At 73.8% G+C, this 21,363-nt stretch carries 20 protein-coding genes; 10 read left to right on the top strand and 10 right to left on the bottom strand.

Features of this window, described 5'->3' with window-relative positions:
* The 3 genes from KPL60_RS04770 (at position 1) to KPL60_RS04760 (ending at position 3,046) form a co-directional block, all read left to right on the top strand.
* On the top strand, positions 1-1,005 hold the full coding sequence (locus tag KPL60_RS04770; protein ID WP_226365022.1) for a dihydroxyacetone kinase subunit DhaK: 1,005 nt from the start codon (positions 1-3) through the stop codon (positions 1,003-1,005).
* Positions 1,002-1,628, top strand: coding sequence for a DAK2 domain-containing protein (locus KPL60_RS04765; RefSeq protein WP_226365021.1), 627 nt, complete (start codon positions 1,002-1,004; stop codon positions 1,626-1,628). The genes KPL60_RS04770 and KPL60_RS04765 overlap by 4 nt, the downstream gene beginning before the upstream one ends.
* A gap of 149 nt (positions 1,629-1,777) precedes the next feature.
* Entirely contained in the window at positions 1,778-3,046 is a 1,269-nt protein-coding gene (locus tag KPL60_RS04760; protein ID WP_226365020.1) for a PepSY domain-containing protein, read from the top strand.
* A gap of 1 nt (position 3,047) precedes the next feature.
* Here the strand turns inward: KPL60_RS04760 and KPL60_RS04755 are convergent, their stop codons facing one another.
* From KPL60_RS04755 to KPL60_RS04745, 3 genes are all read right to left on the bottom strand, one after another.
* A complete protein-coding gene (locus KPL60_RS04755; protein WP_226366030.1) occupies positions 3,048-4,919 on the bottom strand; it encodes an ABC transporter ATP-binding protein in 1,872 nt (623 codons plus the stop codon).
* Between the two features lie 186 nt (positions 4,920-5,105).
* Positions 5,106-5,315, bottom strand: a complete 210-nt coding sequence (locus KPL60_RS04750; RefSeq protein WP_010240451.1) for a helix-turn-helix domain-containing protein — start codon at positions 5,313-5,315, stop codon at positions 5,106-5,108.
* Between the two features lie 303 nt (positions 5,316-5,618).
* Complete coding sequence (locus tag KPL60_RS04745; RefSeq protein ID WP_226357292.1) at positions 5,619-7,241, bottom strand: ABC-F family ATP-binding cassette domain-containing protein; 1,623 nt, start codon at positions 7,239-7,241, stop codon at positions 5,619-5,621.
* A 150-nt stretch (positions 7,242-7,391) separates the two neighbouring features.
* Here KPL60_RS04745 and KPL60_RS04740 point away from each other — a divergent pair, with 150 nt between their 5' ends.
* The 5 genes from KPL60_RS04740 to KPL60_RS04720 all read left to right on the top strand — a co-directional run bounded on the left by KPL60_RS04740 (position 7,392) and on the right by KPL60_RS04720 (position 11,961).
* The gene (locus KPL60_RS04740) at positions 7,392-8,183 is read left to right on the top strand and encodes an SDR family oxidoreductase (protein WP_226365019.1); all 792 of its coding nucleotides are present in this window, start codon (positions 7,392-7,394) and stop codon (positions 8,181-8,183) included.
* Entirely contained in the window at positions 8,180-9,487 is a 1,308-nt protein-coding gene (locus KPL60_RS04735; RefSeq protein WP_308016653.1) for a lycopene cyclase family protein, read from the top strand. Before KPL60_RS04740 ends, KPL60_RS04735 begins: the two co-directional genes overlap by 4 nt.
* A 109-nt stretch (positions 9,488-9,596) precedes the next feature.
* Positions 9,597-10,046 carry a universal stress protein gene (locus KPL60_RS04730; protein WP_062395375.1) on the top strand — a complete coding sequence of 150 codons (450 nt, stop codon included), beginning with the start codon at positions 9,597-9,599 and terminating at the stop codon, positions 10,044-10,046.
* Between the two features lie 34 nt (positions 10,047-10,080).
* Positions 10,081-11,091, top strand: coding sequence for an adenylate/guanylate cyclase domain-containing protein (locus tag KPL60_RS04725; protein ID WP_226365018.1), 1,011 nt, complete (start codon positions 10,081-10,083; stop codon positions 11,089-11,091).
* Between the two features lie 42 nt (positions 11,092-11,133).
* Positions 11,134-11,961, top strand: coding sequence for an arylamine N-acetyltransferase (locus KPL60_RS04720; RefSeq protein WP_226365017.1), 828 nt, complete (start codon positions 11,134-11,136; stop codon positions 11,959-11,961).
* A 59-nt stretch (positions 11,962-12,020) separates the two neighbouring features.
* Here KPL60_RS04720 and KPL60_RS04715 read toward each other — a convergent pair whose 3' ends face one another.
* The 7 genes from KPL60_RS04715 to KPL60_RS04685 are packed head-to-tail and all read right to left on the bottom strand — an operon-like array spanning position 12,021 to position 18,473.
* Positions 12,021-12,434: a metal-sulfur cluster assembly factor gene (locus KPL60_RS04715; protein WP_020624271.1), complete on the bottom strand. Its 414-nt coding sequence runs from the start codon at positions 12,432-12,434 to the stop codon at positions 12,021-12,023.
* Complete coding sequence (gene sufU / locus KPL60_RS04710; protein WP_062395379.1) at positions 12,431-12,895, bottom strand: Fe-S cluster assembly sulfur transfer protein SufU; 465 nt, start codon at positions 12,893-12,895, stop codon at positions 12,431-12,433. The genes KPL60_RS04715 and sufU overlap by 4 nt, the downstream gene beginning before the upstream one ends.
* Position 12,896: 1 nt before the next feature.
* Positions 12,897-14,201: a cysteine desulfurase gene (locus KPL60_RS04705; RefSeq protein WP_226365016.1), complete on the bottom strand. Its 1,305-nt coding sequence runs from the start codon at positions 14,199-14,201 to the stop codon at positions 12,897-12,899.
* A gap of 2 nt (positions 14,202-14,203) precedes the next feature.
* Positions 14,204-14,989, bottom strand: coding sequence for a Fe-S cluster assembly ATPase SufC (sufC, locus tag KPL60_RS04700; protein WP_226357297.1), 786 nt, complete (start codon positions 14,987-14,989; stop codon positions 14,204-14,206).
* Positions 14,990-15,044: 55 nt separating this feature from the next.
* Entirely contained in the window at positions 15,045-16,235 is a 1,191-nt protein-coding gene (gene sufD, locus KPL60_RS04695) for a Fe-S cluster assembly protein SufD (protein ID WP_226357298.1), read from the bottom strand.
* On the bottom strand, positions 16,232-17,668 hold the full coding sequence (gene sufB / locus KPL60_RS04690) for a Fe-S cluster assembly protein SufB (protein ID WP_226365015.1): 1,437 nt from the start codon (positions 17,666-17,668) through the stop codon (positions 16,232-16,234). Before sufB ends, sufD begins: the two co-directional genes overlap by 4 nt.
* Positions 17,652-18,473, bottom strand: coding sequence for a metalloregulator ArsR/SmtB family transcription factor (locus KPL60_RS04685; RefSeq protein ID WP_226357509.1), 822 nt, complete (start codon positions 18,471-18,473; stop codon positions 17,652-17,654). Before KPL60_RS04685 ends, sufB begins: the two co-directional genes overlap by 17 nt.
* Before the next feature lie 201 nt (positions 18,474-18,674).
* Here KPL60_RS04685 and mptB point away from each other — a divergent pair, with 201 nt between their 5' ends.
* Complete coding sequence (gene mptB, locus KPL60_RS04680) at positions 18,675-20,423, top strand: polyprenol phosphomannose-dependent alpha 1,6 mannosyltransferase MptB (protein ID WP_226365014.1); 1,749 nt, start codon at positions 18,675-18,677, stop codon at positions 20,421-20,423.
* The gene (locus KPL60_RS04675) at positions 20,420-21,331 is read left to right on the top strand and encodes an ABC transporter ATP-binding protein (protein ID WP_226357301.1); all 912 of its coding nucleotides are present in this window, start codon (positions 20,420-20,422) and stop codon (positions 21,329-21,331) included. The genes mptB and KPL60_RS04675 overlap by 4 nt, the downstream gene beginning before the upstream one ends.
* Positions 21,332-21,363: the final 32 nt, after the last annotated feature.

The following is a 21,363-nucleotide window of genomic DNA, read 5'->3' as shown; positions in this document are numbered from 1 at the left end:
ATGCCGTTCCCCTTCCACCCGGCGGGCGACGACCCCGTCCCGGCCGCCGTCCGCGGGTTCGCCCGGGCCCACGCCGACCTCGTCGCGCTGCACGAGGACCCGATCCACCTGGTCGCGCGTCACCGGGCGCCCGGCAGGCGGGTCGGGCTGGTCTCCGGCGGGGGTTCCGGCCACGAGCCGCTGCACGCCGGGTTCCTCGGCCGCGGGATGCTCGACGCCGTCGCCCCCGGCCCGGTGTTCACCTCCCCGCACAACAAGGCCGTGCTGCACGCGTCCCGGGCCGCCGCGGGCCCGGACGGGGTGGTCCACGTCGTGAAGAACTACACCGGCGACCGGATCAACTTCGGCATCGCCGCCGAGCGGCTGCGGATGGAGGGCGTCGACGTCGCCCGGGTGCTCGTCGACGACGACCTGGCCACCGACGGGCTCGACACCGCGACCGGGCGGCGCGGGACCGGGGCGACCGTCGTCGTCGAGAAGATCCTCGGCGCCGCCGCGGACACCGGCGCCGGGCTGGCCGAGCTCGCGACGCTCGGTGCGGACGTCGCCGCCGCCTCGCGCAGCCTCGCCGTCGCCTCCCGCGCGCAGACCTCGATGCGCACCGGGGAGCCCGCGTTCGCCCTCGACGGGCAGCTCGACTACGGCGTCGGCATCCACGGCGAGCGGGCCCGGCGCTCGGTCGACCGGCCGCCCACCGAGGAGCTCGTCGACCGGATGCTCGACGAGGTCGTCGCGGGCCTGCCCGACGGCCCCGACCAGGTCGTCCTGGTCGTCAACGGCATGGGGGGCACGGCACTGCTGGAGCTCTACGTGCTCGCCGAGCTGGCCGCCGCCGGGCTGGAGGCGCGCGGGCTGGAGCGGGTGGGCCTGCTCGTCGGCACGTTCGTGCCCGCCCTGGACATGGCCGGGTTCTCGCTCACCCTGACCCGGATGCGCCCGGAGTGGACGGGCCTGTGGGCCGCGCCGGCGCAGACGGCCGCCTTCCCCCGGACGGAGACCTCATGACCGGCCACCCCCTCGACCAGGACGCCGTGCTGGCCCGCTTCGCCCGGGCCGTCGAGGACGGCCACGGCGTGCTCACCGACCTCGACCAGCACTCCGGCGACGGCGACTACGGCGACAACCTCCGCGCCGGGGTCCGGTTGGCCGTCGCACTGGCCGACCGCGGACCGCAGCGCGGGTTCGGCGCGCTCGGCGAGGTCTTCCTCGACGAGGTCGGCGGCACCAGCGGCCCGCTGCTGGGCCTGCTGTTCTCCGAGATCGCCCGCGCTCTGTCCTACGGTTCGGCCGACACCGCCGCGTTCGCCGCGGGCGCCCGGGCCGGGCTGACCGCGATCCAGCGGGTCGGCGAGGCCGAGGTGGGCGACCGGACGATGGTCGACGCGCTGGCCCCGGCCGTGACCGCGCTCGACCGTTCGGGGTACGCCGCCGCGGCGGCCGCGGCCCTCGACGGCGCCGAGCGGACCGCGGAGCTCGCGGCCCGGCACGGTCGCGCGTCCTACGTCGGCGAGCGTGCGAAGGGCGCGCCGGACCCCGGCGCGGTCGGCGTCGCGCTGCTGTTCGCCGCGGTCGCCGCGGTGGCCGAGCCCGGCGCCGAGGTGGCGGACCCGCTGGCGGGCCGGGCCTGAGCGCCGTCCCATCCGGTGGGACGGCGGGCGGCGGTTCGTCCCGCGACACCCGCGACGTCCTGATTGAGGTTAGCCTGTCCTCTTGTAAGCCTTGACTGCATACTCTGCGTCGTCTTCTCTCTCGCCCGGACGAGTGAGCGGGAGGAACCGTGGGACGACGGGGCAGGAACAGGCGCGCGGCACGCGCCGGGAGCGCGACGCGCCGCTGGAGTGCCGCGCTGCACCGCTGGCTCGGGCTGCTGGTCGCCGCCGTGCTGGTCTTCCAGCTCGCCTCGGGGACCCTGCTGCTCTACCGGCCCGAGATCTTCGCCCTCACCCACCCGGAGCTGTTCGCCGCCACCGCGGGCACGGTGGCCGCGGGCCCGGCCGAGGCGCTGGCCGCGCTGCACCGCGCGCTCCCGCAGTTCAGCACCTCCTACGCGGCGTCCGTCGAGGGTGTGTGGCAGATCTGGGACGCCGACTACCACCGGGCCGCCTACATCGACCCCGGTACCGGGAACCTGCTGGGCACCGCCGAGCCCGACGGCGGCTTCTGGGGCGTGCTGCTCAACCTGCACGACTGCGGGCTCAGCTGCGAGACCTACCCCGGCTACGTCGCCGCCCTGAACGTGACGGTCCCCGGGGCCGACGAGCTGACCTGGGGCGGGCTGGTGCTGGGTGTGCTCGGACTGGCCCTGCTCCTGCTCACCCTCAGCGGCACGGTCGCGTGGTGGCCGTCGATGGGTCGGTTCCTGCGGGCGCTGCGGACGAAGATGCGGCCGCGCCTCGACCGCGGCGCCTACCGGGCGCACCGGGACCTGCACGACGTCGGCGCGGTGCTGGCGCTGCCGCTGATCGTCGTCTGGGCGGTGACCGGTGCCGGGTACGCGCTGCCGTTCGTCGGCGACGCCTGGTACGCCGTCACCGGCGGGGTCGCCCCCGAGCACTCCTTCACCGCCGACGCGGCCCCCGAGGGCGCACCCGACATCGGTCCCGACGCGGCGCTCGCCGCGGCCCGCACGGTCCTGCCCGGCCAGGAACTCGTGTTCGTCATACCACCGGGGCCCGACCAGGACCACTACCTGGTCGGCTTCCAGGACGGGGTCGCTCCCGCCCGCTACGGCGGTGTCCGGACCTTCTCCGAGAGCGACGTGGCCGTCGACCCGCACACCGGCCGCGCCGCCCTCTACGACGGCGGCCCCGGCCAGCCGTGGCCGGAGTGGCTGTGGGAGTCGGGCAACTACGGCGTCCACTTCGGCTACCTCGTCCCGTGGTGGGCACGGGCCCTGTGGTTCGCCGCCGGCAGCGTGTCGGTCTACCTGGTCGGGTCGGGCCTGTGGACCTGGTGGTGGCGACGGCGCCGGATCCGACGCGCCGCCCGTCCCGTCCCGGCGCCGCGCCGTGCCGCCGCGGCGGTGGAGCAGGTGCCCGCGGAGTAGCTCAGCCCGCGGTCGTCGCCGCCGGGAGGAACTGGGTGCGGTAGAGCGTGGCGTAGCGGCCGTCGGCGGCCAGCAGCTCGTCGTGGGTGCCGGACTCGACGACCTGCCCGCCCTCCAGCACCGCGATCCGGTCGGCCGCCCGCACGGTGGACAGCCGGTGCGCGATGACGATCGCGGTCCGCCCGACCAGCGCCTCGGCCAGTGCCTCCTGCACCGCGGCCTCGGACTCGGAGTCGAGGTGGGCGGTGGCCTCGTCGAGGATCACCACCCGCGGGCGGGCCAGCAGCAGCCGGGCGATGGTCAGGCGCTGGCGCTCGCCGCCGGACAGGCGGTAGCCGCGCTCCCCCACCACGGTGTCGAGGCCGTCGGGCAGCGTGTCGAGCAGGTCGCCGAGCCGGGCGCGGCGCAGCGCGTCGACCATCTCGTCGTCGGTGGCGGCGGGCGAGGCGTAGCGCAGGTTCCCGGCGATGGTGTCGTGGAACAGGTGCCCGTCCTGGGTGACCATGCCGACGGCCCCGCGCAGCGTGGCGAACGACAGGTCCCGCACGTCCACCCCGGACAGCTCGACCGAGCCGGCGTCGACGTCGTAGAGACGTGGGACCAGGGAGGCGAGCGTGGACTTCCCGGCCCCGGACGACCCGACCAGGGCGAGCAGCCCGCCGCCGTGCACGTGCAGGTCGACGCCGTGCAGCACCTCGGCGTTGACCCGCTGGTCGAGCACCGCGACCTCCTCCAGCGAGGCCAGGGAGACGTCGGTGGCGCTGGGGTAGGTGAACCGGACCCCGCGCAGGGCGACGTCGACGGGGCCGTCGGGCAGCGCGGCCGGGTCGGGCCGCTCGGTCAGCATCGGGCGCAGGTCGAGCACCTCGAAGACCCGCTCGAAGGCGACCAGCGCGGTCATCACGTCGACGCGGGCGTTGGCCAGCGCCGTCATCGGGGTGTAGAGCCGGGTCAGCAGCAGCCCGAGCGCGACGACGGTGCCCGCCGGGATCGCCCCGGTCACCGCGAGGTAGCCGCCGAGGCCGTAGATCATGGCCTGGGCCAGCGCCGACACCAGCTGCAGCGCGGTGACGAACAGCCGCGACACCATCGCCGACCGGACACCGATGTCGCGCACCCGCGACACCTGGCCGCGGAAGACGGCGGCCTCGGAGTCGGGGTCGCCGAACAGCTTCACCAGGGTGGCGCCGGGCGCGGAGAAGCGCTCGGTCATCTGGTTGCCCATGGTGGCGTTGAGCTCGGCGGCCTCGCGGCGCAGCTCGGCGAGCCAGGTCCCCATCCGCCGGGCCGGGAGCACGAACACCGGCAGCAGCAGCATCGCCAGCACGGTGACCTGCCAGGCCAGACCGATCATGACCGCGATGGCCAGCACGAGCTGGATGCTGTTGGACAGCACCGTGGACAGGGTGCCGGTGATGGCGGTCTGGGCGCCGATCACGTCGTTGTTGAGCCTGCTGACCAGCGCCCCGGTCCGGGTGCGGGAGAAGAACGCCAGCGGCATCGACTGGACGTGGCGGAACACCGCGACCCGCAGGTCCTCGATGAGGCCCTCGCCGAGCCGCGCGGAGAACCAGCGGCCGGCGAGCCCGACCACCGCCTCCAGGACGGCCATCCCGGCGATCGCCCCGGCGATCACCATCACGACGCGGGCGGCGTCGGGCAGCTCGTTCGCCGCGACGATCGTGTTGACCACGCGCCCGGCCAGCACCGGTGTCGCGACCCCGATGACCGCGGTGACGGTGGTCAGGGCCAGGTAGGACAGCAGCCAGCGGCGGTAGGGCCGGACGAAGCCCCAGATCCGGGGCCAGGTGCCCGGCGCGATGGAGCCACGGCGGATGGACGTCGAGTCCGCCCCCCGGATGACCCCGCGCATCAGGGTGAGCGGGCGATCCAACGGTGTTCCCCTTCGCCGGTGGTGGACGGCGAGGGTTCACGTTACGGCGCGTACGGCGGGCGGGCGCGGTGGTCCCGCGCGCGGCGCCCCACGACGCACCCCGGACACACGACGACGCCGCCCCGGGCTCGCTTCTCGACCCGGTCGGCGGCGCCGACGAGAGGACTACTTCTTCTTGGTACGGGTGGCGCCGCCGCGCCCGCGCAGCGTCACACCCGTCTCGGACAGGACCCGGTGGACGAATCCGTACGACCGCCCGGTCTGCTCGGCCAGCGAACGGATGCTGGCGCCCTTCTCGTACTTCTTCTTCAGGTCGGCAGCGAGTTTGCCCCGCTGCGTCCCGGTGATCCGGGCGCCCTTCTTGAGCTCGGCCATCGGCCCTCCTCATCCCCTCCGCGGATGCCCCCGCGGACCGCCGCATCAGGCGCGACGATCAGGCCATGATGATCCAGTTGACGATTTATGACCAGAACGCGGAAAACGCGATCGGCGAACGGTTACCCCGAACGGCGCAGCACTGCGGGTACCGTTCGGAATCGTCATCCGTCGGGCAGCGCAGTGCATTACCCCGTCGGAACGGGTCGTGCACGATTCCGACGGCCGCACGCGGTACGGCCCGGACACGTCCGATGATCTTGGTGGTCCGGTCGGGTGATCACCGCGGCGTGCGGTGACCGGTCACGCGAGCTGGACGAGTTCCAGGTAGTCGGCCGACCAGTGGTCCTCGGTGCCGTCGGGCAGGACGATCACCCGGTCCGGCTCCAGCGCCTCGACCGCGCCCGGGTCGTGGGTGACGAGCACGACCGCGCCCTCGAAGCGGCGCAGCGCGTCGAGCACCTGCTCGCGGCTGGCCGGGTCCAGGTTGTTCGTCGGCTCGTCGAGCAGCAGCACGTTCGCCGCCGAGGACACCAGACCGGCCAGTGCGAGCCGGGTCCGCTCACCGCCGGACAGCGTCCCGGCGGGCTGCTCGAGCTGCTCCCCGGAGAACATGAACGACCCGAGCAGGGTCCGCAGCTGCTGCTCGGCGGCGTCCGGGCTGGCGTGGCGGATGTTGTCCCAGACCGAGGCGTCCATGTCGAGCGTGTCGTGCTCCTGGGCGAAGTAGCCCCGTCGCAGCCCGTGGCCGGGCACGACCCCGCCGGAGTCGGACTCCTCGGTGCCGGCCAGGATCCGCAGCAGCGTCGTCTTGCCGGCACCGTTGAAGCCCAGCACCACGACCTTCGACCCGCGGTCCACCGCGAGATCCACCCCGGTGAACACCTCCAGCGACCCGTAGGCCTTGGACAGGTTCTCCGCGGTGAGCGGGGTGCGCCCGCAGGGCGCCGGGGTCGGGAACCGGATGTGCGCGACGCGGTCGGCCTGACGCTCGTCGTCGAGACCGGCGAGCAGTGCGTCGGCCCGGCGGGCCATGTTCTTGGCGGCGACGGCCTTGGTGGCCTTCGCGCCCATCTTGGCGGCCTGGACGTGCAGCGCGGACGCCTTCTTCTCGGCGTTGGCCCGCTCGCGGCGACGACGCTTCTCGTCGGTGGAGCGCGCCTCCAGGTACCGCTTCCAGTCCATGTTGTACTGGTCGGCCTCGCCGCGGGTCGCATCGAGGAACCAGACCTTGTTCACCACTGCGGCCAGCAGGTCGGTGTCGTGGCTGATGACGACCAGACCGCCCTCGTGCTGCTGCAGGAACCCGCGCAGCCAGGTGATCGAGTCGGCGTCGAGGTGGTTGGTGGGCTCGTCGAGCAGCAGCGTGGTCGCCGACTGCGACCCGCCGTCGGAGGCGGCGAACAGGATCCGGGCCAGCTCCACGCGCCGGCGCTGACCGCCCGAGAGCGTGCGCATCGGCTGGGCCAGCACCCGCTCGGGCAGCCCCAGGTGCGTGCAGATCCGCGCGGCCTCGGACTCCGCGGCGTAGCCGCCGAGGGCGGAGAACCGCTCCTCGAGCCGTCCGTACTCGCGGACCGCCTTGTCGTTCGCGGCCGGGTCGGCCAGCTCGGCCATCGCGGTCTGCGCCTTCTCCATCTTCGCCAGCAGCACGTCCAGGCCGCGGGCCGAGAGCACCCGGTCCTTCGCCGTGACCGACAGGTCGCCCTCGCGCGGGTCCTGCGGCAGGTAGCCGACCGGGGAGTTCGCGCTACGCTGCCCGGAGTACGGCTCGCCCTCGCCGGCCAGCACCCGCATCGAGGTGGTCTTGCCCGCGCCGTTGCGCCCGACCAGACCGATCCGGTCGCCGGGCTGCACCCGCAGGGTGGCACCGGAGAGCAGGATGCGGGATCCGGCGCGCAGTTCGAGGTCGGTCGTGGTGATCACGTGGAAGAGCTCCAGACGGAGGACGAGGAGTGACGCTGAGAGGACCGGATGCGGGCACGGTCGTGCCCGGGGCGCCGGTCTACTCGATCAGGATCACGCGACCAGACTACCGGCCGGGTCCACCGGATTCCCCACGTAGGGTCGGGCCCCATGACCGATCTCACCTCCCTGGCCGGTCGGGCGGCACTGGTCACCGGCGCCTCGCGGGGCATCGGGTACGGCGTCGCCGCCGCGCTGCTGGCGCGCGGCGCGTCGGTGACGATCACCGGTCGGCGCGCCCCGGAGCTCGACGCGGCGGCGGCCGAGCTCGCGGCCGGCGCGGGGGTCGGCACCGGCCGGGTGCTCGCCGTCGCCGGCAACGTCGGGGACGCGGCGCACCGGGCCGCCGCGGCGGAGGCGACGGTGGCCGCGTTCGGCTCGCTGGACGTGCTGGTCAACAACGCCGGGATCAACCCCCAGCACGGGCCGCTCGTCGAGGCCGACCTCGACGCCGTCCGCAAGATCCTCGACGTCAACGTGGTCGCCGCCCTCGGGTTCGTCCAGCAGGCGCACCGGGTGTGGATGGGCGCGCACGGCGGCGCCGTCGTCAACGTCGCCTCGGTCGCGGCGCTGCGGCCCACCGGCGTCATCGGGGCCTACGGGGCGTCGAAGGCGGCGCTGCTCACCCTGACCGAGGAGCTGGCCGGCCAGCTCGGCCCCGGCATCCGGGTCAACGCCGTCGCCCCCGCCGTGGTGCGGACGCGGTTCGCCGAGGCGCTCTACGCCCACGACGAGGCGTCCGTCGTCGCGGGCTACCCGCTGGGGCGCCTCGGCGAGCCCGCGGACGTCGCCGAGGCGGTCGCGTTCCTCGTCTCCGACGCCGCGTCCTGGGTCACCGGGGCCACCCTGCGGATCGACGGCGGCAGCCTGTCCGCCGGGCGGCACCGGCCGGGCCCACAGTGACCGGGACGACGAGCGGGACGGCGTCGTCGAGCCGGTCGGGCACCCCCGGCACGACGGTGGCCGACGTGCTGGTCCTCGGCGGCGGTCCGGCCGGCCGGGCGCTCGCGGCGGCGTGCGCGGAGGCCGGGCTGCGCCCCACGCTCGCCGACCCCGCCCCGGAGCGGGCGTGGACGGCGACCTACTGCGCGTGGCCCGAGGAGCTGCCCCCGCACCTGCCGGCGGCGATGGTCGCGACCCGGCCGGAGGCGGTGGCCGTGCTGCCCCGCGGTGGCACCCGCGCGCTGGGCCCGTACGCGGTGCTCGACACCGCCGGGCTGCGCGCCCACCTCGACGCCCGGCTCGCCGGGGTCACGGTGCTGGCCGGGCGCGCCGCCGCCGACGACGTCCGGCCCGACGGCCACCGGTACCGGGTGCGGCTGCACCCTCCGGGCGGCCGGGGCGGGAGCGGCGACGCCGGCGACGGCGGGGCCCCGCGGGACGACGCGGCGCGGGTCGTCGACGCGGCCCTGGTCGTCGACGCCACCGGGGCACCGTCACGGCTGCGCCCCGGCCCGGCGGGCGGGACCGAGCAGACCGCGTGGGGCGTCGTCGTCGACGAGCGGGTGGCCGCGCCGGTGGTGGGGCCCGGCGAGGCCGTCTTCATGGACTGGCGCTCCCCCGGCCCGCACCGCCCGGAGTGGACGGACTGGCCGACGTTCCTCTACGCCGTCCCCTACGGCGACGGCACCGTCCTGCTGGAGGAGACCTCCCTGGCGCGACGGCCGGGGCTGGGGCTGCCCGAGCTGCGCGACCGGCTCGCGGCCCGGCTCGCCGGGGCGGGGGTCATCGTGCCCGACGACGCCCCCGTCGAGCGGGTCCGCTTCCCGGTCGACACCCCGCGCGGCCCGCGGCACCCCGTCGGGTTCGGGGCGGCGACCCCGCTGGTGCACCCTGCGACCGGGTTCAGCGTCGCCCCCGCGCTCGGGCTGGCCCCGCAGCTCGCCGCGGAGCTGGCCCGGCACCTGCCGCACGACCCCGCCGCCGCGACGACGGCGGCCCGCCGGCTGCTCTGGCCCCGGTCGGTCCGCGCGGTGCACCGCCTGCGCCGGCACGGGCTGCGCACCGTGCTGGAGATGCCGCCGCGGCTGGTGCCGGACTTCTTCGACGCGTTCTTCGCCGGCCGCAGCGGCCGGGCGTTCCTCACCGGCCGCGACGACCTGACCGGCACCCTCGCCGGGATGGCCGGTGTGTTCCGGGCCGCTCCGCCACCCGTACGAGCGCACATGCTGCGATCGGCCGCCGCATTTCACTCGAAAGGGCGATGACGGGAGGGAGTCGGGACAAGTTGATCGGATACCACGTAGTAACGTCGTCGCACGCGGTGACGCCGGCCGCAGACCCGGCGACGCGCGACCGTTCCCCCGGGAGGCACCTGTGTCCGCATACAAGACCATCGTCGTCGGCACCGACGGCTCGTCGACGTCGTTCGCGGCCGTCGAGCGCGCGGCCGGGGTGGCCGCGGACAGCGGCGCGAAACTGGTCATCGTCTCCGCCTACACCCCGGCCAGCCGCGAGGACACCTCGGCCGCGGAGGACGCGCTGAAGGACGAGGCCTTCCTCGTCACCGGCTGGACCCCCGCCGAGGAGGCGCTGCGCGAGGCCTCCGACCGGGCCGCCGCCGCCGGCGCGAAGGACGTCTCGACCTTCGCCGAGGACGGCGCGCCGGTCGACGTGCTCCGCAAGGCCGTCAAGGAGCACAGCGCCGACCTGCTCGTGATCGGCAACCGCGGTCTGAACACCTTCTCCGGGCGGCTGCTCGGCTCGGTGCCCGCCGACGCGACCCGCCGTGCCGGCGTGGACGTGCTCGTCGTGCACACCACGTGATCGCGTGACGTCCGAACCCGGACCGCCCCGTCCGATGCCCGACCCCGCCTCCATCGACTGGAGCGAGATCGACGACGGGGCGCTGGACGAGTTCATCCTGGGCGCGCCCCGCGAGTTCACCCGCGACGAGCTGGTGGAGGCCGCGGGGCTCGACCCGGAGGAGTCGGGGCGGCTCTGGCGTGCGCTGGGGTTCGCGGACTCGGATCCGGAGGACCGGGTCTACACCCGCGCCGACCTGGAGGCGGCCAGCACCGTCGCCCGACTGACCCGGGACTGGCTGCCCGACAAGAACGCCCGCGAGGCCGTCGCCCGCGCGGTCGCGCAGTCGCTGTCGCGGCTCGCCGAGTGGCAGATCGGCATGCTCGCCCAGGTCGCCGCCGCGCACATCGGCGAGCTGACCCCGCGCGACGCGGCCCGGCTCGCCGCCGACGTGCTGCCCGAGCTGGAGTCGCTGCAGTCCTACGTGTGGCGGCGCCACCTCGCTGCGACGGCGTCGCGCTGGGTCGCGGGGGCGCAGCGGATGGACGCCGCGGACATCGCGGCCGACACCTGGCCGCTGTCGGTCGGGTTCGCCGACATGGTCGGCTTCACCCGCACCACCCGCCGCCGGTCGATGGACGAGCTCGGCGAGATGATCGAGCGGTTCGGCTCGGTGACGACCGAGGTCATCGCGAACGGCCGGGGCCGGGTGATCAAGACCGTCGGCGACGAGGTCCTCTACGTCACCGAGCACCCCGCCGACGCCGCGGCCATCGCGCTCGGCCTGCGCGACCGGGTCCGGACCGAGCCGGCGCTGCCGCAGCTGCGGATCGGCCTCGCCCACGGCATGGTGCTGGCCCGCTACGGCGACGTCTACGGCGAGGTCGTCAACGTCGCGGCCCGGCTCACCTCCGAGGCCCGCCCGGACACGGTGCTGGTCGACAAGGAGATGTTCGAGTCGCTGCGCGACGACCCGCGCTTCGACCTGCGGCGGATCGCGACACTGCACACCCGCGGCTACTCCCACCTGCGGGCGTGGGCACTGCGCGGCGCCCGCGAACGCTGATCCTTGACCTGAACCCGGGTCGAGGTGACAGCCTCGGGCACCATGACGAGCACGGTGACCACCTCAGCCGCCGCGTACCTCGACCTCCTCGGGGTCGACCGGGCGACACCGGACCGGGCGCTGCTCGACCGGGTCGTGACCGCGCACAACGCGACCATCCCGTTCGAGAACCTCGACCCGTTCACCGGCGTCGAGCCGCCGACCACCTCCGACGGCGTCGCGGCGAAGCTGGTGCACGGCCGGCGCGGCGGCTGGTGCTTCGAGCACAACCGCCTGCTGTACGACGTGCTGGCCGCGGTGGGGTACCAGGTCACCCCGCTCGTCGGCCGGGTCCGCCTGGGCCTGGCCCCGGCGGACCCGCCGACGTCGCGCACCCACCGGCTCACCCTCGTCGACACCACGGAGGGCCGCTTCACCGTCGACGCCGGGTTCGGCTCGACGGTGCCGACCACCGCGCTGCGGCTCGTCGCCGGACTGGAGCAGCCCACCCCGCAGGCGACCTACCGCTACGCCCGCGACGACCACGGCGCCTGGGTCCTGCAGCGGCGCGGCAGCGGTGACTGGGCCGACCAGTACGTCTTCGACCTGGTCCCCGCCCCGGACGTCGACTTCGCGATGGGCTCCTGGTATCTGACCCACCACCCGGCGTCGCACTTCCGGACCGGGCTCGTCGCCGCGCGCACCACCCCGGAGCACCGGACCACCCTCGACGGGACCCGGCTCACCGTGCGCACCGCCGACGGCGACGCACAGCGGCACGACCTCACCTCCCCCGCCCGGGTCCGGGACGCGCTGGAGGAGCACCTCGGTGTCGACACCGGCGCCGTCGCGGGGCTGGAGGACCGGCTGCGGGAGGTCTACTTCCGGTGAGACGACGACGGGCCGGACCCCCGGGTGGGGATCCGGCCCGTCGGGTCGGTGCGGGGTCGTCAGACCCGGAAGCCGAGGGCGCGCAGCTGCTCGCGGCCGTCCTCGGTGATCTTCTCGGGGCCCCACGGCGGCATCCAGACCCAGTTGATCCGGACGTCGTCGACGAGGCCGCCGTCGGGACCGGCGGTGAGCGCGGAGCGGGTCTGCTCCTCGATCACGTCGGTCAGCGGGCAGGCCGCCGAGGTCAGCGTCATGTCGATGACCGCGGTCCCGCCGTCCCGGTCGATGCCGTAGACGAGGCCGAGGTCGACGACGTTGATGCCCAGCTCGGGGTCGACGACGTCCTTCATCGCCTCCTCGAGGGCCTCGAGGGTCGCGCCGTCACCGGCGTCGGCCCGGGCGGGCGGCTCGGGCATGCCCGCCGCGCCGCGCACCACGTCCTCGGAGGTGCTCTGTTCGGTGGTCTCGCTCATGCCGGACTCCCCTCGGAGTTCTCGATGCGGGCGTCGGTGCGGCTCACCGCGTCCTTGAATGCCATCCAGCCCAGGAGAGCACACTTGACCCGCGCCGGGTACTTGGCGACGCCGGCGAAGGCCACGCCGTCGCCGATGACGTCCTCGTCGGGCTCGACCCTGCCGCGTCCCTGGGCCATCTCCTGGAACGACGCCATGATCTTCCACGCCTCGCCGACCGGCTTCCCGGCGACGAGGTCGTGCAGCACCGACACCGACGCCTGGCTGATCGAGCAGCCCAGCGTCTCGTAGGACACGTCGGTGACCACGTCGCCGTCGACCTTGACCCGCAGCGTGACCTCGTCCCCGCAGGTGGGGTTCACGTGGTGGGTCTCGGCGTCGTAGGGCTCGCGCAGACCGGCGCCGTGCGGGTCGCGGTAGTGGTCCAGGATGATCTCCTGGTACATCTGCTGCAGCTGCACGTCACACCGTCCCGAAGAACTTCTGGGCGGCGCGCACCCCGTCGGCCAGCGCGGTGACCTCGTCCAGGGTGTTGTACACCGCGAACGACGCCCGGGCGCTGGCCACGATGCCGAAGCGCCGGTGCAGCGGCCACGCGCAGTGGTGACCCACGCGGATGGCGACGCCGGCGTCGTCCAGCACCTGGGACAGGTCGTGGGCGTGGATGCCGTCCACGACGAACGACACCGCTCCCCCGCGGTCGACGGTGCCCGTGGGCCCGACGATCCGCAGGCCGTCGATCGCCGACAGCTGGTCCAGCGCCGCCGCGGTGAGCGCGTGCTCGTGCGCGGCGACGGTGTCCATCCCGATCGCCCCGAGATAGTCGACCGCGGCGCCGAGGCCGACGGCCTGCGACGTCATCGGCACCCCGGCCTCGAACTTCTGCGGCGGCGGCGCCCAGGTCGCGCCCTCCATCCGGACGGTCTCGATCATCGAGCCACCGGTGAGGAACGGCGGGAGCGCCTCGAGGAGCTCCCGGCGGCCGTAGAGGACGCCGACCCCGGAGGGCCCGAGCATCTTGTGCCCGGAGAAGACCGCGAAGTCCACCCCGAGCCGGTGCAGGTCGACCGGCATGTGCGGCACCGACTGGCAGGCGTCGAGGACGGTCAGCGCGCCGACCGCGGCGGCCCGCTCCACCAGCTGCGCGACCGGCGCGACGGCGCCGGTGACGTTGGACTGGTGGGTGAAGGCCACGACCCGCGTCCGGTCGGTGAGCTCGAGCGAGTCGAGGTCGATCCGGCCGTCGTCGGTGACGGAGTACCAGCGCAGGGTCGCGCCGGTCCGCCGGCACAGCTCCTGCCACGGGATGAGGTTCGCGTGGTGCTCCAGCTCGGTCACGACGACCTCGTCACCGGGGCCGAGCGCGAACCGCTCGGAGGCGGCGTCGAGCCCGGTCCGGACCGAGGCGTTGCCCAGGCCGTAGGCGACCAGGTTGATGCCCTCGGTCGCGTTCTTGACGAACACGACCTCGTCGTCGTTCGCACCGGCGAACGCCGCGATGCGTGACCGGGCGGACTCGTAGGCGTCGGTGGCCTCCTCGGCGAGCTGGTGCGCGCCCCGGTGGACGGCCGCGTTGTGCCGCTCCAGGAACGTGCGCTCGGCGTCGAGCACCTGGCGCGGCCGCTGGGAGGTCGCACCGGAGTCGAGGTAGACCAGCGGCTTCTCCTCGCGCACGGTGCGCGCGAGGATCGGGAAGTCCGCCCGGATCCGGGCCACGGCGTCGGCGTCGAGGCCGGCCGTGGTCCCGGTTCCGTGGGTGAGGGTCATGGTCAGGCCAGTGCCTTCTGGTCCGCCGCCGCCTTGTCGGCCTGGGTGAACCGGACGTAGCCGTTCTTCTCCAGCTCGTCGGCCAGCTCGGGGCCGCCGGACTCGACGACGCGGCCGCCGGAGAACACGTGCACGCGGTCCGGCTTGATGTGGTTCAGGATCCGCGTGTAGTGCGTGATCAGCAGGACGCCGGTCTCGCCGCTCGACCGGTACCGGTTCACGCCCTCGGACACGACGCGCAGGGCGTCGACGTCGAGGCCGGAGTCGGTCTCGTCGAGCACGGCGAACTTCGGGTTCAGCAGCTCGAGCTGGAGCACCTCGTGGCGCTTCTTCTCACCGCCGGAGAAGCCCTCGTTGACCGAGCGGTCGGCGAACTCCGGGGAGATGTCGAGGCCGGCCATGGCCTCCTTGACCTCCTTGACCCAGGTCCGCAGCTTCGGCGCCTCGCCGCGGGTGGCGGTGGCCGCCGAGCGCAGGAAGTTCGCCATCGACACGCCCGGGACCTCGACCGGGTACTGCATGGCCAGGAACAGCCCGGCCCGCGCCCGCTCGTCGACCGACATCTCCAGGACGTTCTCGCCGTCCAGCAGCACCTCGCCACTGGTGACGGTGTACTTCGGGTGCCCGGCGATGGCGTAGGCCAGCGTGGACTTGCCGGAGCCGTTCGGCCCCATGATCGCGTGCGTCTCGCCCGCGCGGACGGTGAGGTTCACACCGCGCAGGATCTCCTTGGGGCCGTCCTCGGTCTCGACCGAGGCGTGCAGGTCCTTGATCTCCAGAGTGGACATCGGTGGTGGTCGCTCCGTATTCGGGAAAGTGTGCGGAATCGGTGCCGAGCTGCGCTCAGACGCCGGTGAGCGCGAGCTCGGCCTCGACGGCCGCCTCGAGGCGCTCCTTGAGCTCCGGCAGTGTGATCTTGTTCAGGACCTCGCCGAAGAACCCGCGGACGACCAGGCGACGGGCCTGGTCCTCGGGGATGCCGCGGCTGCGCAGGTAGAACAGCTGCTCGTCGTCGAACCGCCCGGTGGCGCTGGCGTGGCCCGCGCTCACGATCTCGCCGGTCTCGATCTCCAGGTTGGGCACGGAGTCGGCGCGGCAGTGCTCGGTGAGCACCAGGTTCCGGTTGAACTCGAAGGTCTCGGTGTTCTCGGCGGCGGCCCGGATCAGCACGTCGCCGATCCACACCACGTGCGAGGAGTCCTTCGTGAGGCTCTGCAGCGCGTTCTTGTAGAGCACGTTGGACTTGCAGTTCGGCATCGCGTGGTCCACCAGCAGCCGCTGCTCGAGGTGCTGGCCGGCGTCGGTGAAGCCGAGCCCGATGAGCTCGGCGTCGCCGCCGGGGCCGGCGTAGCGCACGGTCGAGGAGACCCGGACCAGGTCGCCGCCCAGCTGGACCGTGGTGGCCCGCAGGGTGGCGTCGCGCCCGATCGAGTAGTGCTCGGCGCCCACGTGCACGGCGTCGTCGGCCCACTCCTCGGTCACGACCAGCGTGAGCTGCGAGCCGTCGCCCAGGACGACCTCGGTGTTGTCGGCCAGCACGCCCGACCCCCGGTGCACGACGACGACCGTCGCCTGCGTGTGCGGGGTGGTGCGGATGTGCAGGTGGCCGGCCGCCGTGACGCCCTCGCCGGGGCCGTCCACGGTGATCGTCACCGGGTCGAGCTTCTCCCCGTCCAGGGTGACCAGGGTGGCCTCGCCGAACCCGGACCAGGCCGCGGCGGCGACCCGATCGAACGGGACACCGCCCTCGCCGATCCGGGCGTCGTCGCGGCCGACCTTCTCGACGGTCACCCCGGCGGCCTCGGTGACCGAGACCGGCGCGGTGCCCTCGAACGCGGCACTGCCGTCGTGCAGGCCCTTGAGCCGGCGCAGCGGGGTGAACCGCCAGTTCTCCTCGCGGCCACCGGGGACCTCGAACGCCTCCACGTCGAAGGACTGGAAGCGCTCGCCGGCCGAGGCGATCGGGACCTCGCCCTGCCCCTCCTTGGCGCCCTTCAGCTCGGGCGCGAGGCCGGCAACGTCACTCGTCGTCATCCGACGGAACCCTCCATCTGCAGCTCGATCAGCCGGTTCAGCTCCAGCGCGTACTCCATCGGCAGCTCGCGCGCGATGGGCTCGACGAACCCGCGCACGACCATGGCCATGGCCTCGTCCTCGGTCAGACCGCGGCTCATCAGGTAGAAGAGCTGGTCGTCGGAGACCTTGGAGACGGTGGCCTCGTGCCCCATTGACACGTCGTCGTTGCGGATGTCGACGTAGGGGTAGGTGTCCGAGCGCGAGATCGTGTCGACCAGCAGCGCGTCGCACTTCACCGTCGAACGGGAGTTCTTCGCGCGCGGGTTGACCTGGACCAGGCCGCGGTAGGACGTACGCCCGCCGCCGCGCGCCACCGACTTCGACACGATCGTCGAGGAGGTGTTGGGCGCGAGGTGGACCATCTTGGCGCCGGCGTCCTGGTGCTGGCCCTCGCCCGCGAACGCGATCGAGAGGACCTCGCCCTTGGCGTGCTCGCCCATCAGCCACACGGCCGGGTACTTCATGGTCACCTTGGAGCCGAGGTTGCCGTCGACCCACTCCATGGTCGCGCCCTCCTCGGCCTTGGCGCGCTTGGTGACCAGGTTGTAGACGTTGTTCGACCAGTTCTGGATCGTGGTGTAGCGGCAGCGGCCGCCCTTCTTGACCACGATCTCGACGACGGCCGAGTGCAGCGAGTCGGTCTTGTAGATCGGCGCGGTGCAGCCCTCGACGTAGTGCACGTAGGCACCCTCGTCGACGATGATCAGCGTCCGCTCGAACTGGCCCATGTTCTCGGTGTTGATCCGGAAGTAGGCCTGCAGCGGGATGTCGACGTGCACGCCCGGCGGGACGTAGATGAAGGAGCCACCGGACCAGACCGCGGAGTTCAGGGCGGAGAACTTGTTGTCACCGGACGGGATGACCGAGCCGAAGTACTCCCGGAACAGCTCCGGGTGCTCCTTCAGCGCGGTGTCGGTGTCCAGGAAGATGACGCCCTGCTGCTCGAGGTCCTCGCGGATCGAGTGGTAGACGACCTCGGACTCGTACTGCGCGGCGACACCGGAGACCAGGCGGGCCTTCTCGGCCTCCGGGATCCCCAGCTTGTCGTAGGTGTTCTTGATGTCCTCGGGCAGGTCGTCCCAGGTGGCGGCCTGCTTCTCCGAGGAGCGCACGAAGTACTTGATGTTGTCGAAGTCGATCCCGGACAGGTCGGAGCCCCAGCGCGGCATCGGCTTCTTGCCGAAGATGTCGAGCGCCTTCTGCCGGAACTCCAGCATCCACTCGGGCTCGCTCTTCAGGCGGGAGATGTCGGCGACGACCTCGGAGGACAGGCCACGCTTCGCGATGGAGCCCGCCTCGTCGGAGTCGGCCCAGCCGAAGTCGTACCGGCCGAGCGCCGCGATCGTCTCCTCCTGCGTGAGCTCGGTGCGCACATCAGGAGTGGTCGTCATAAGGACTGCCTCCCTTTCGGGGACCGTGGTGGGAGAAGGTCCCGCCGTCGGCGGGGCCCCCTTCTTCTTGCACCTGCCGCACCTGCGCAGTGGGTCTCCCACTCACGGTGACGGAACGGCCTTGCTTCTTACCTCGTGCCCGCGCGAGGAGTTCGGGATCCTCGAGCGGGACGTGTGTGGTGCACGCGGCGTCGCCGCGGGCGATGGTGGCCAGCCGCTGCACGTGCGTGCCCAGGAGCTCGGCGAAGGCACGCGTCTCGGCCTCGCAGAGCTCCGGGAACTCGGTGGCCACGTGGGCCACCGGGCAGTGGTGCTGGCACAGCTGCACCCCGAACCCGCCGTGGCGGGCCTGCGCAGCGTAGCCGCGGGCGCTGAGCACCCGGGCGAGCGCTTCGACCCGTTCCGCGGGTTCCGCCGGGGCGGTCACCGCGTCGAGGTCGGACCCGAGCAGCTCGCGCACCCGGTGCCGGGCGAAGGCGTCGACCGCCTCCTCCCCCGCCGTCTCGGCGAGGAAGCGCAGCGCCTGGGTGGCCAGGTCGTCGTACCCGTGCCCGAACCGGACCCGGCCCGTGTCGGTGAGCAGGTACTCCCGGGCCGGACGGCCCCGGCCGCGCGGACGGGCGGACCGGGCCGGGGCCCGGACCTCCGCCTCGCCGTCGGCGATCAGCGCGTCGAGGTGCCGGCGCACGGCGGCCTCGGTGAGCTCCAGCTCGGCCGCCACGACGGCGGCCGTGACCGGACCCTGCTCCATGAGCACCCGTGCCACGAGGGCGCGGGTACCCGTCCCGGACGCGGCGGGCACCACGGCGTCGCCGCCGACGCCGTGCCCGCAGGCAGGGTCGTCGAGGCGCCGCGGCGCTGTCCGGTCCGTTTTCACAACATCAGTGTTGCGTATATCGGTCGGCACGGCAAAACAGACCCCCCGCCGTGGTGACCGGGCTCACTCCACCCGCAGGTGAGGGCCGGTACCGGACCCCCCGTGGCCGCACCACTAGCCTCTTCTCCCATGGTGACGCCCGAGGTCGCCCCGCCCGGGCGCGACGACCCCCCGACGCGTGCGGCGCCGTCCGATCCCCCCGCCACACCGCCGTCGACCGGCCACCGGGCCCGGCGCGGCCTGCGCGAGCAGGCCCGGATCGCGCGGATCCTCGGCCTGACCGGCGCGCTCCTGATGGGGATCAGCGCGCTGGGGTCCGGGGCCTTCCCGGTGCCGAACCCGCTCAACGGGCTGCGCGTGATCGGGCTGCCGTCGCGCAACGTCACCCTCGCGATCGCCGTCACCTACGCGGGCCTGCTCATGGTGGTCACGGCCTGGCTGTGGATCGCCCGGATGCTCACCACCCGCGGGGCGCACCACCCCGCTCCCGAGCGCCGCGAGCTCGGTCGCACCGCGATCCTGTGGGGGGTGCCGCTGGCGCTGGCGCCGCCGATGTTCTCGAAGGACATCTACAGCTACCTCGCCCAGAGCGCGACGCTCGCCCGCGGGATCGACCCGTACTCGATCGGCCCGGCGCAGGCGCTCGGCATCGACGACCCGCTGGTCCGCGGCATCCCCACGGTCTGGCGCGACACCCCGGCGCCCTACGGCCCGCTGTTCCTCGGCCTCGGTCGCGGGATCACGGCGCTGTCCGGGGAGAACGTGGTGCTCGGCATCCTCGAGCACCGGGTGCTCGCGCTGGTCGGCGTCGCGCTGATGGTGTGGGTGCTGCCCCGGCTGGCCTCCCGGTTCGACCTCGACGCCGGCCTGGTCCTGTGGCTCGGCGCGGCGAACCCGCTGGTGCTGTTCCACATGGTCAGCGGCATCCACAACGAGTCGATCATGCTGCCGCTGCTGCTGCTCGGGCTCTGGGTGATGCTCGGGCGCGACGACACCGTCCAGCCGTGGTGGCGGATCACCGGCGGTGCCGCGCTGATCGTCGCCGCGGCCTCGGTGAAGCTCCCGGCGCTGCTCGCGCTGGGCTTCGTCGGTGTGTACCTGGTCCGCAGGCGCGGCGGCAGGCTCGTCGACTGGGCCGTGATGACGGCCTGGCTGTCCGCGATCGCCGCGGCCGTGCTCACCTTCTTCAGCCTGGCCACCGGGCTGGGCTTCAACTGGGTGCGCGGGCTGTCCGCGCCCAGCGTGCTCATCTCGCCCATGTCGATCAGCACCAACCTGGGGCTGCTCGCCGGGCAGGTCGGCAGACTCGCCGGGCTCGGTGACCACACCGAGACCACGATGGGCCTGATGCGCAGCCTGTTCGTGCTGCCGATCGCGGTGATCGTGGTCGTGCTGCTGCTCGGCTGCCTGCGCGGGCGGGTCGACCCGGTCACCGGCACCGGCCTCGGGCTCGGCGCCGTCGTGCTGCTCGGCCCCGTCGTGCACCCCTGGTACCTGTTCTGGGCGCTGCTGCCGCTGGTCGTGACCCGGGCGATGCCGTTCTACCGCCGCGGCCTGCTGCTGCTGTCGGTCGTGCTCGCGCTGGCCGTGCCGCCCACCGGCGCCGACTTCTTCTTCCGCGGGTTCCAGCTGCCGCTGGCCATCACCGCGGGCGCGGCCATGTACACCCTCGCGCTGTACGTCGTCGCCCGGCTGATCCGCTCCCCCGGCGACGCCGGTGACCCGGCCCGCCCGGACGGGGGCACCGACGGCAGCGGCACCGACGGCAGCGGCACCGACGGCAGCGGCACCGACGGCAGCGGCACCGACGGCAGCGGCACTCCGGGCGACACCGGCGCCGGGACCCGCGCGCCGTCGGACCAGGAGCCCGCCCGGTGAGCGCCGCCCTGGAGATCCGCGGCCTCGTCGTGCGCTACGGCGCCACGACCGCCGTCGACGGGATCGACCTCGACCTCGCCCGCGGCGAGGTGCTCGCCCTGCTCGGCCCGAACGGCGCCGGCAAGTCCTCGACCGTCGAGGTGTGCACCGGGTTCCGGGCGCCCTCGGCCGGACGGGTGCGGGTCCTCGGCCACGACCCGGCCGACGAGGCCGTCCGCCCCCGGGTCGGCGTCATGCCGCAGGGCGGCGGCGCCTACCCGGCCGTGCGGACCGGGGAGATGCTGCACCTGGTCGCCGACTGCGCCGCGCACCCGCTCGACGTCGACATGCTCATCGACGTGCTCGGCCTGCGCCCGCGGGCGGGCACCCCGTACAAGCGGCTGTCCGGCGGGGAGCAGCAGCGCCTGGCGCTGGCGTGCGCCGTCGTCGGGCGCCCGGAGCTGGTGTTCCTCGACGAGCCGACCGCCGGTCTGGACCCGCAGGCCCGCCACCTGGTGTGGGACCTGGTCCGGGCGCTGCGCCGCGACGGCGTGGGGGTGCTGCTGACCACCCACCTGATGGACGAGGCCGAGCAGCTCGCCGACGACGTCGTGATCATCGACCACGGCCGGGTCGTCGCGCACGGCTCGCCCGCCCAGCTCACCGCGGGCGACCAGACCGAGCTGCGCTTCCGGGCCCGGCCCGGGATGGACGTCGCCGGTCTCGACGCCCGGCTGCCCGCCGGCTACGCCAGCTGCGAGACCTCCCCCGGCCGCTACCGGGTCCGCGGCCGGATCGACCCGGGCGCGCTCGCCGCCATCACCTCGTGGTGCGCCGACCAGGGCGTGCTCGCCGACGACGTCCAGGTCGTGCGGCGCAGTCTGGAGGACGTCTTCCTCGACCTCACCGGACGGGAGCTGCGCTCGTGACGACCCCGCGGACGACGCCGCCGTTCCCCGAC

This window comes from Pseudonocardia sp. ICBG162 (assembly GCF_020496225.1).
Taxonomy (GTDB): domain Bacteria; phylum Actinomycetota; class Actinomycetes; order Mycobacteriales; family Pseudonocardiaceae; genus Pseudonocardia; species Pseudonocardia alni.
This window is presented reverse-complemented; position numbering and strand designations above follow the sequence as displayed.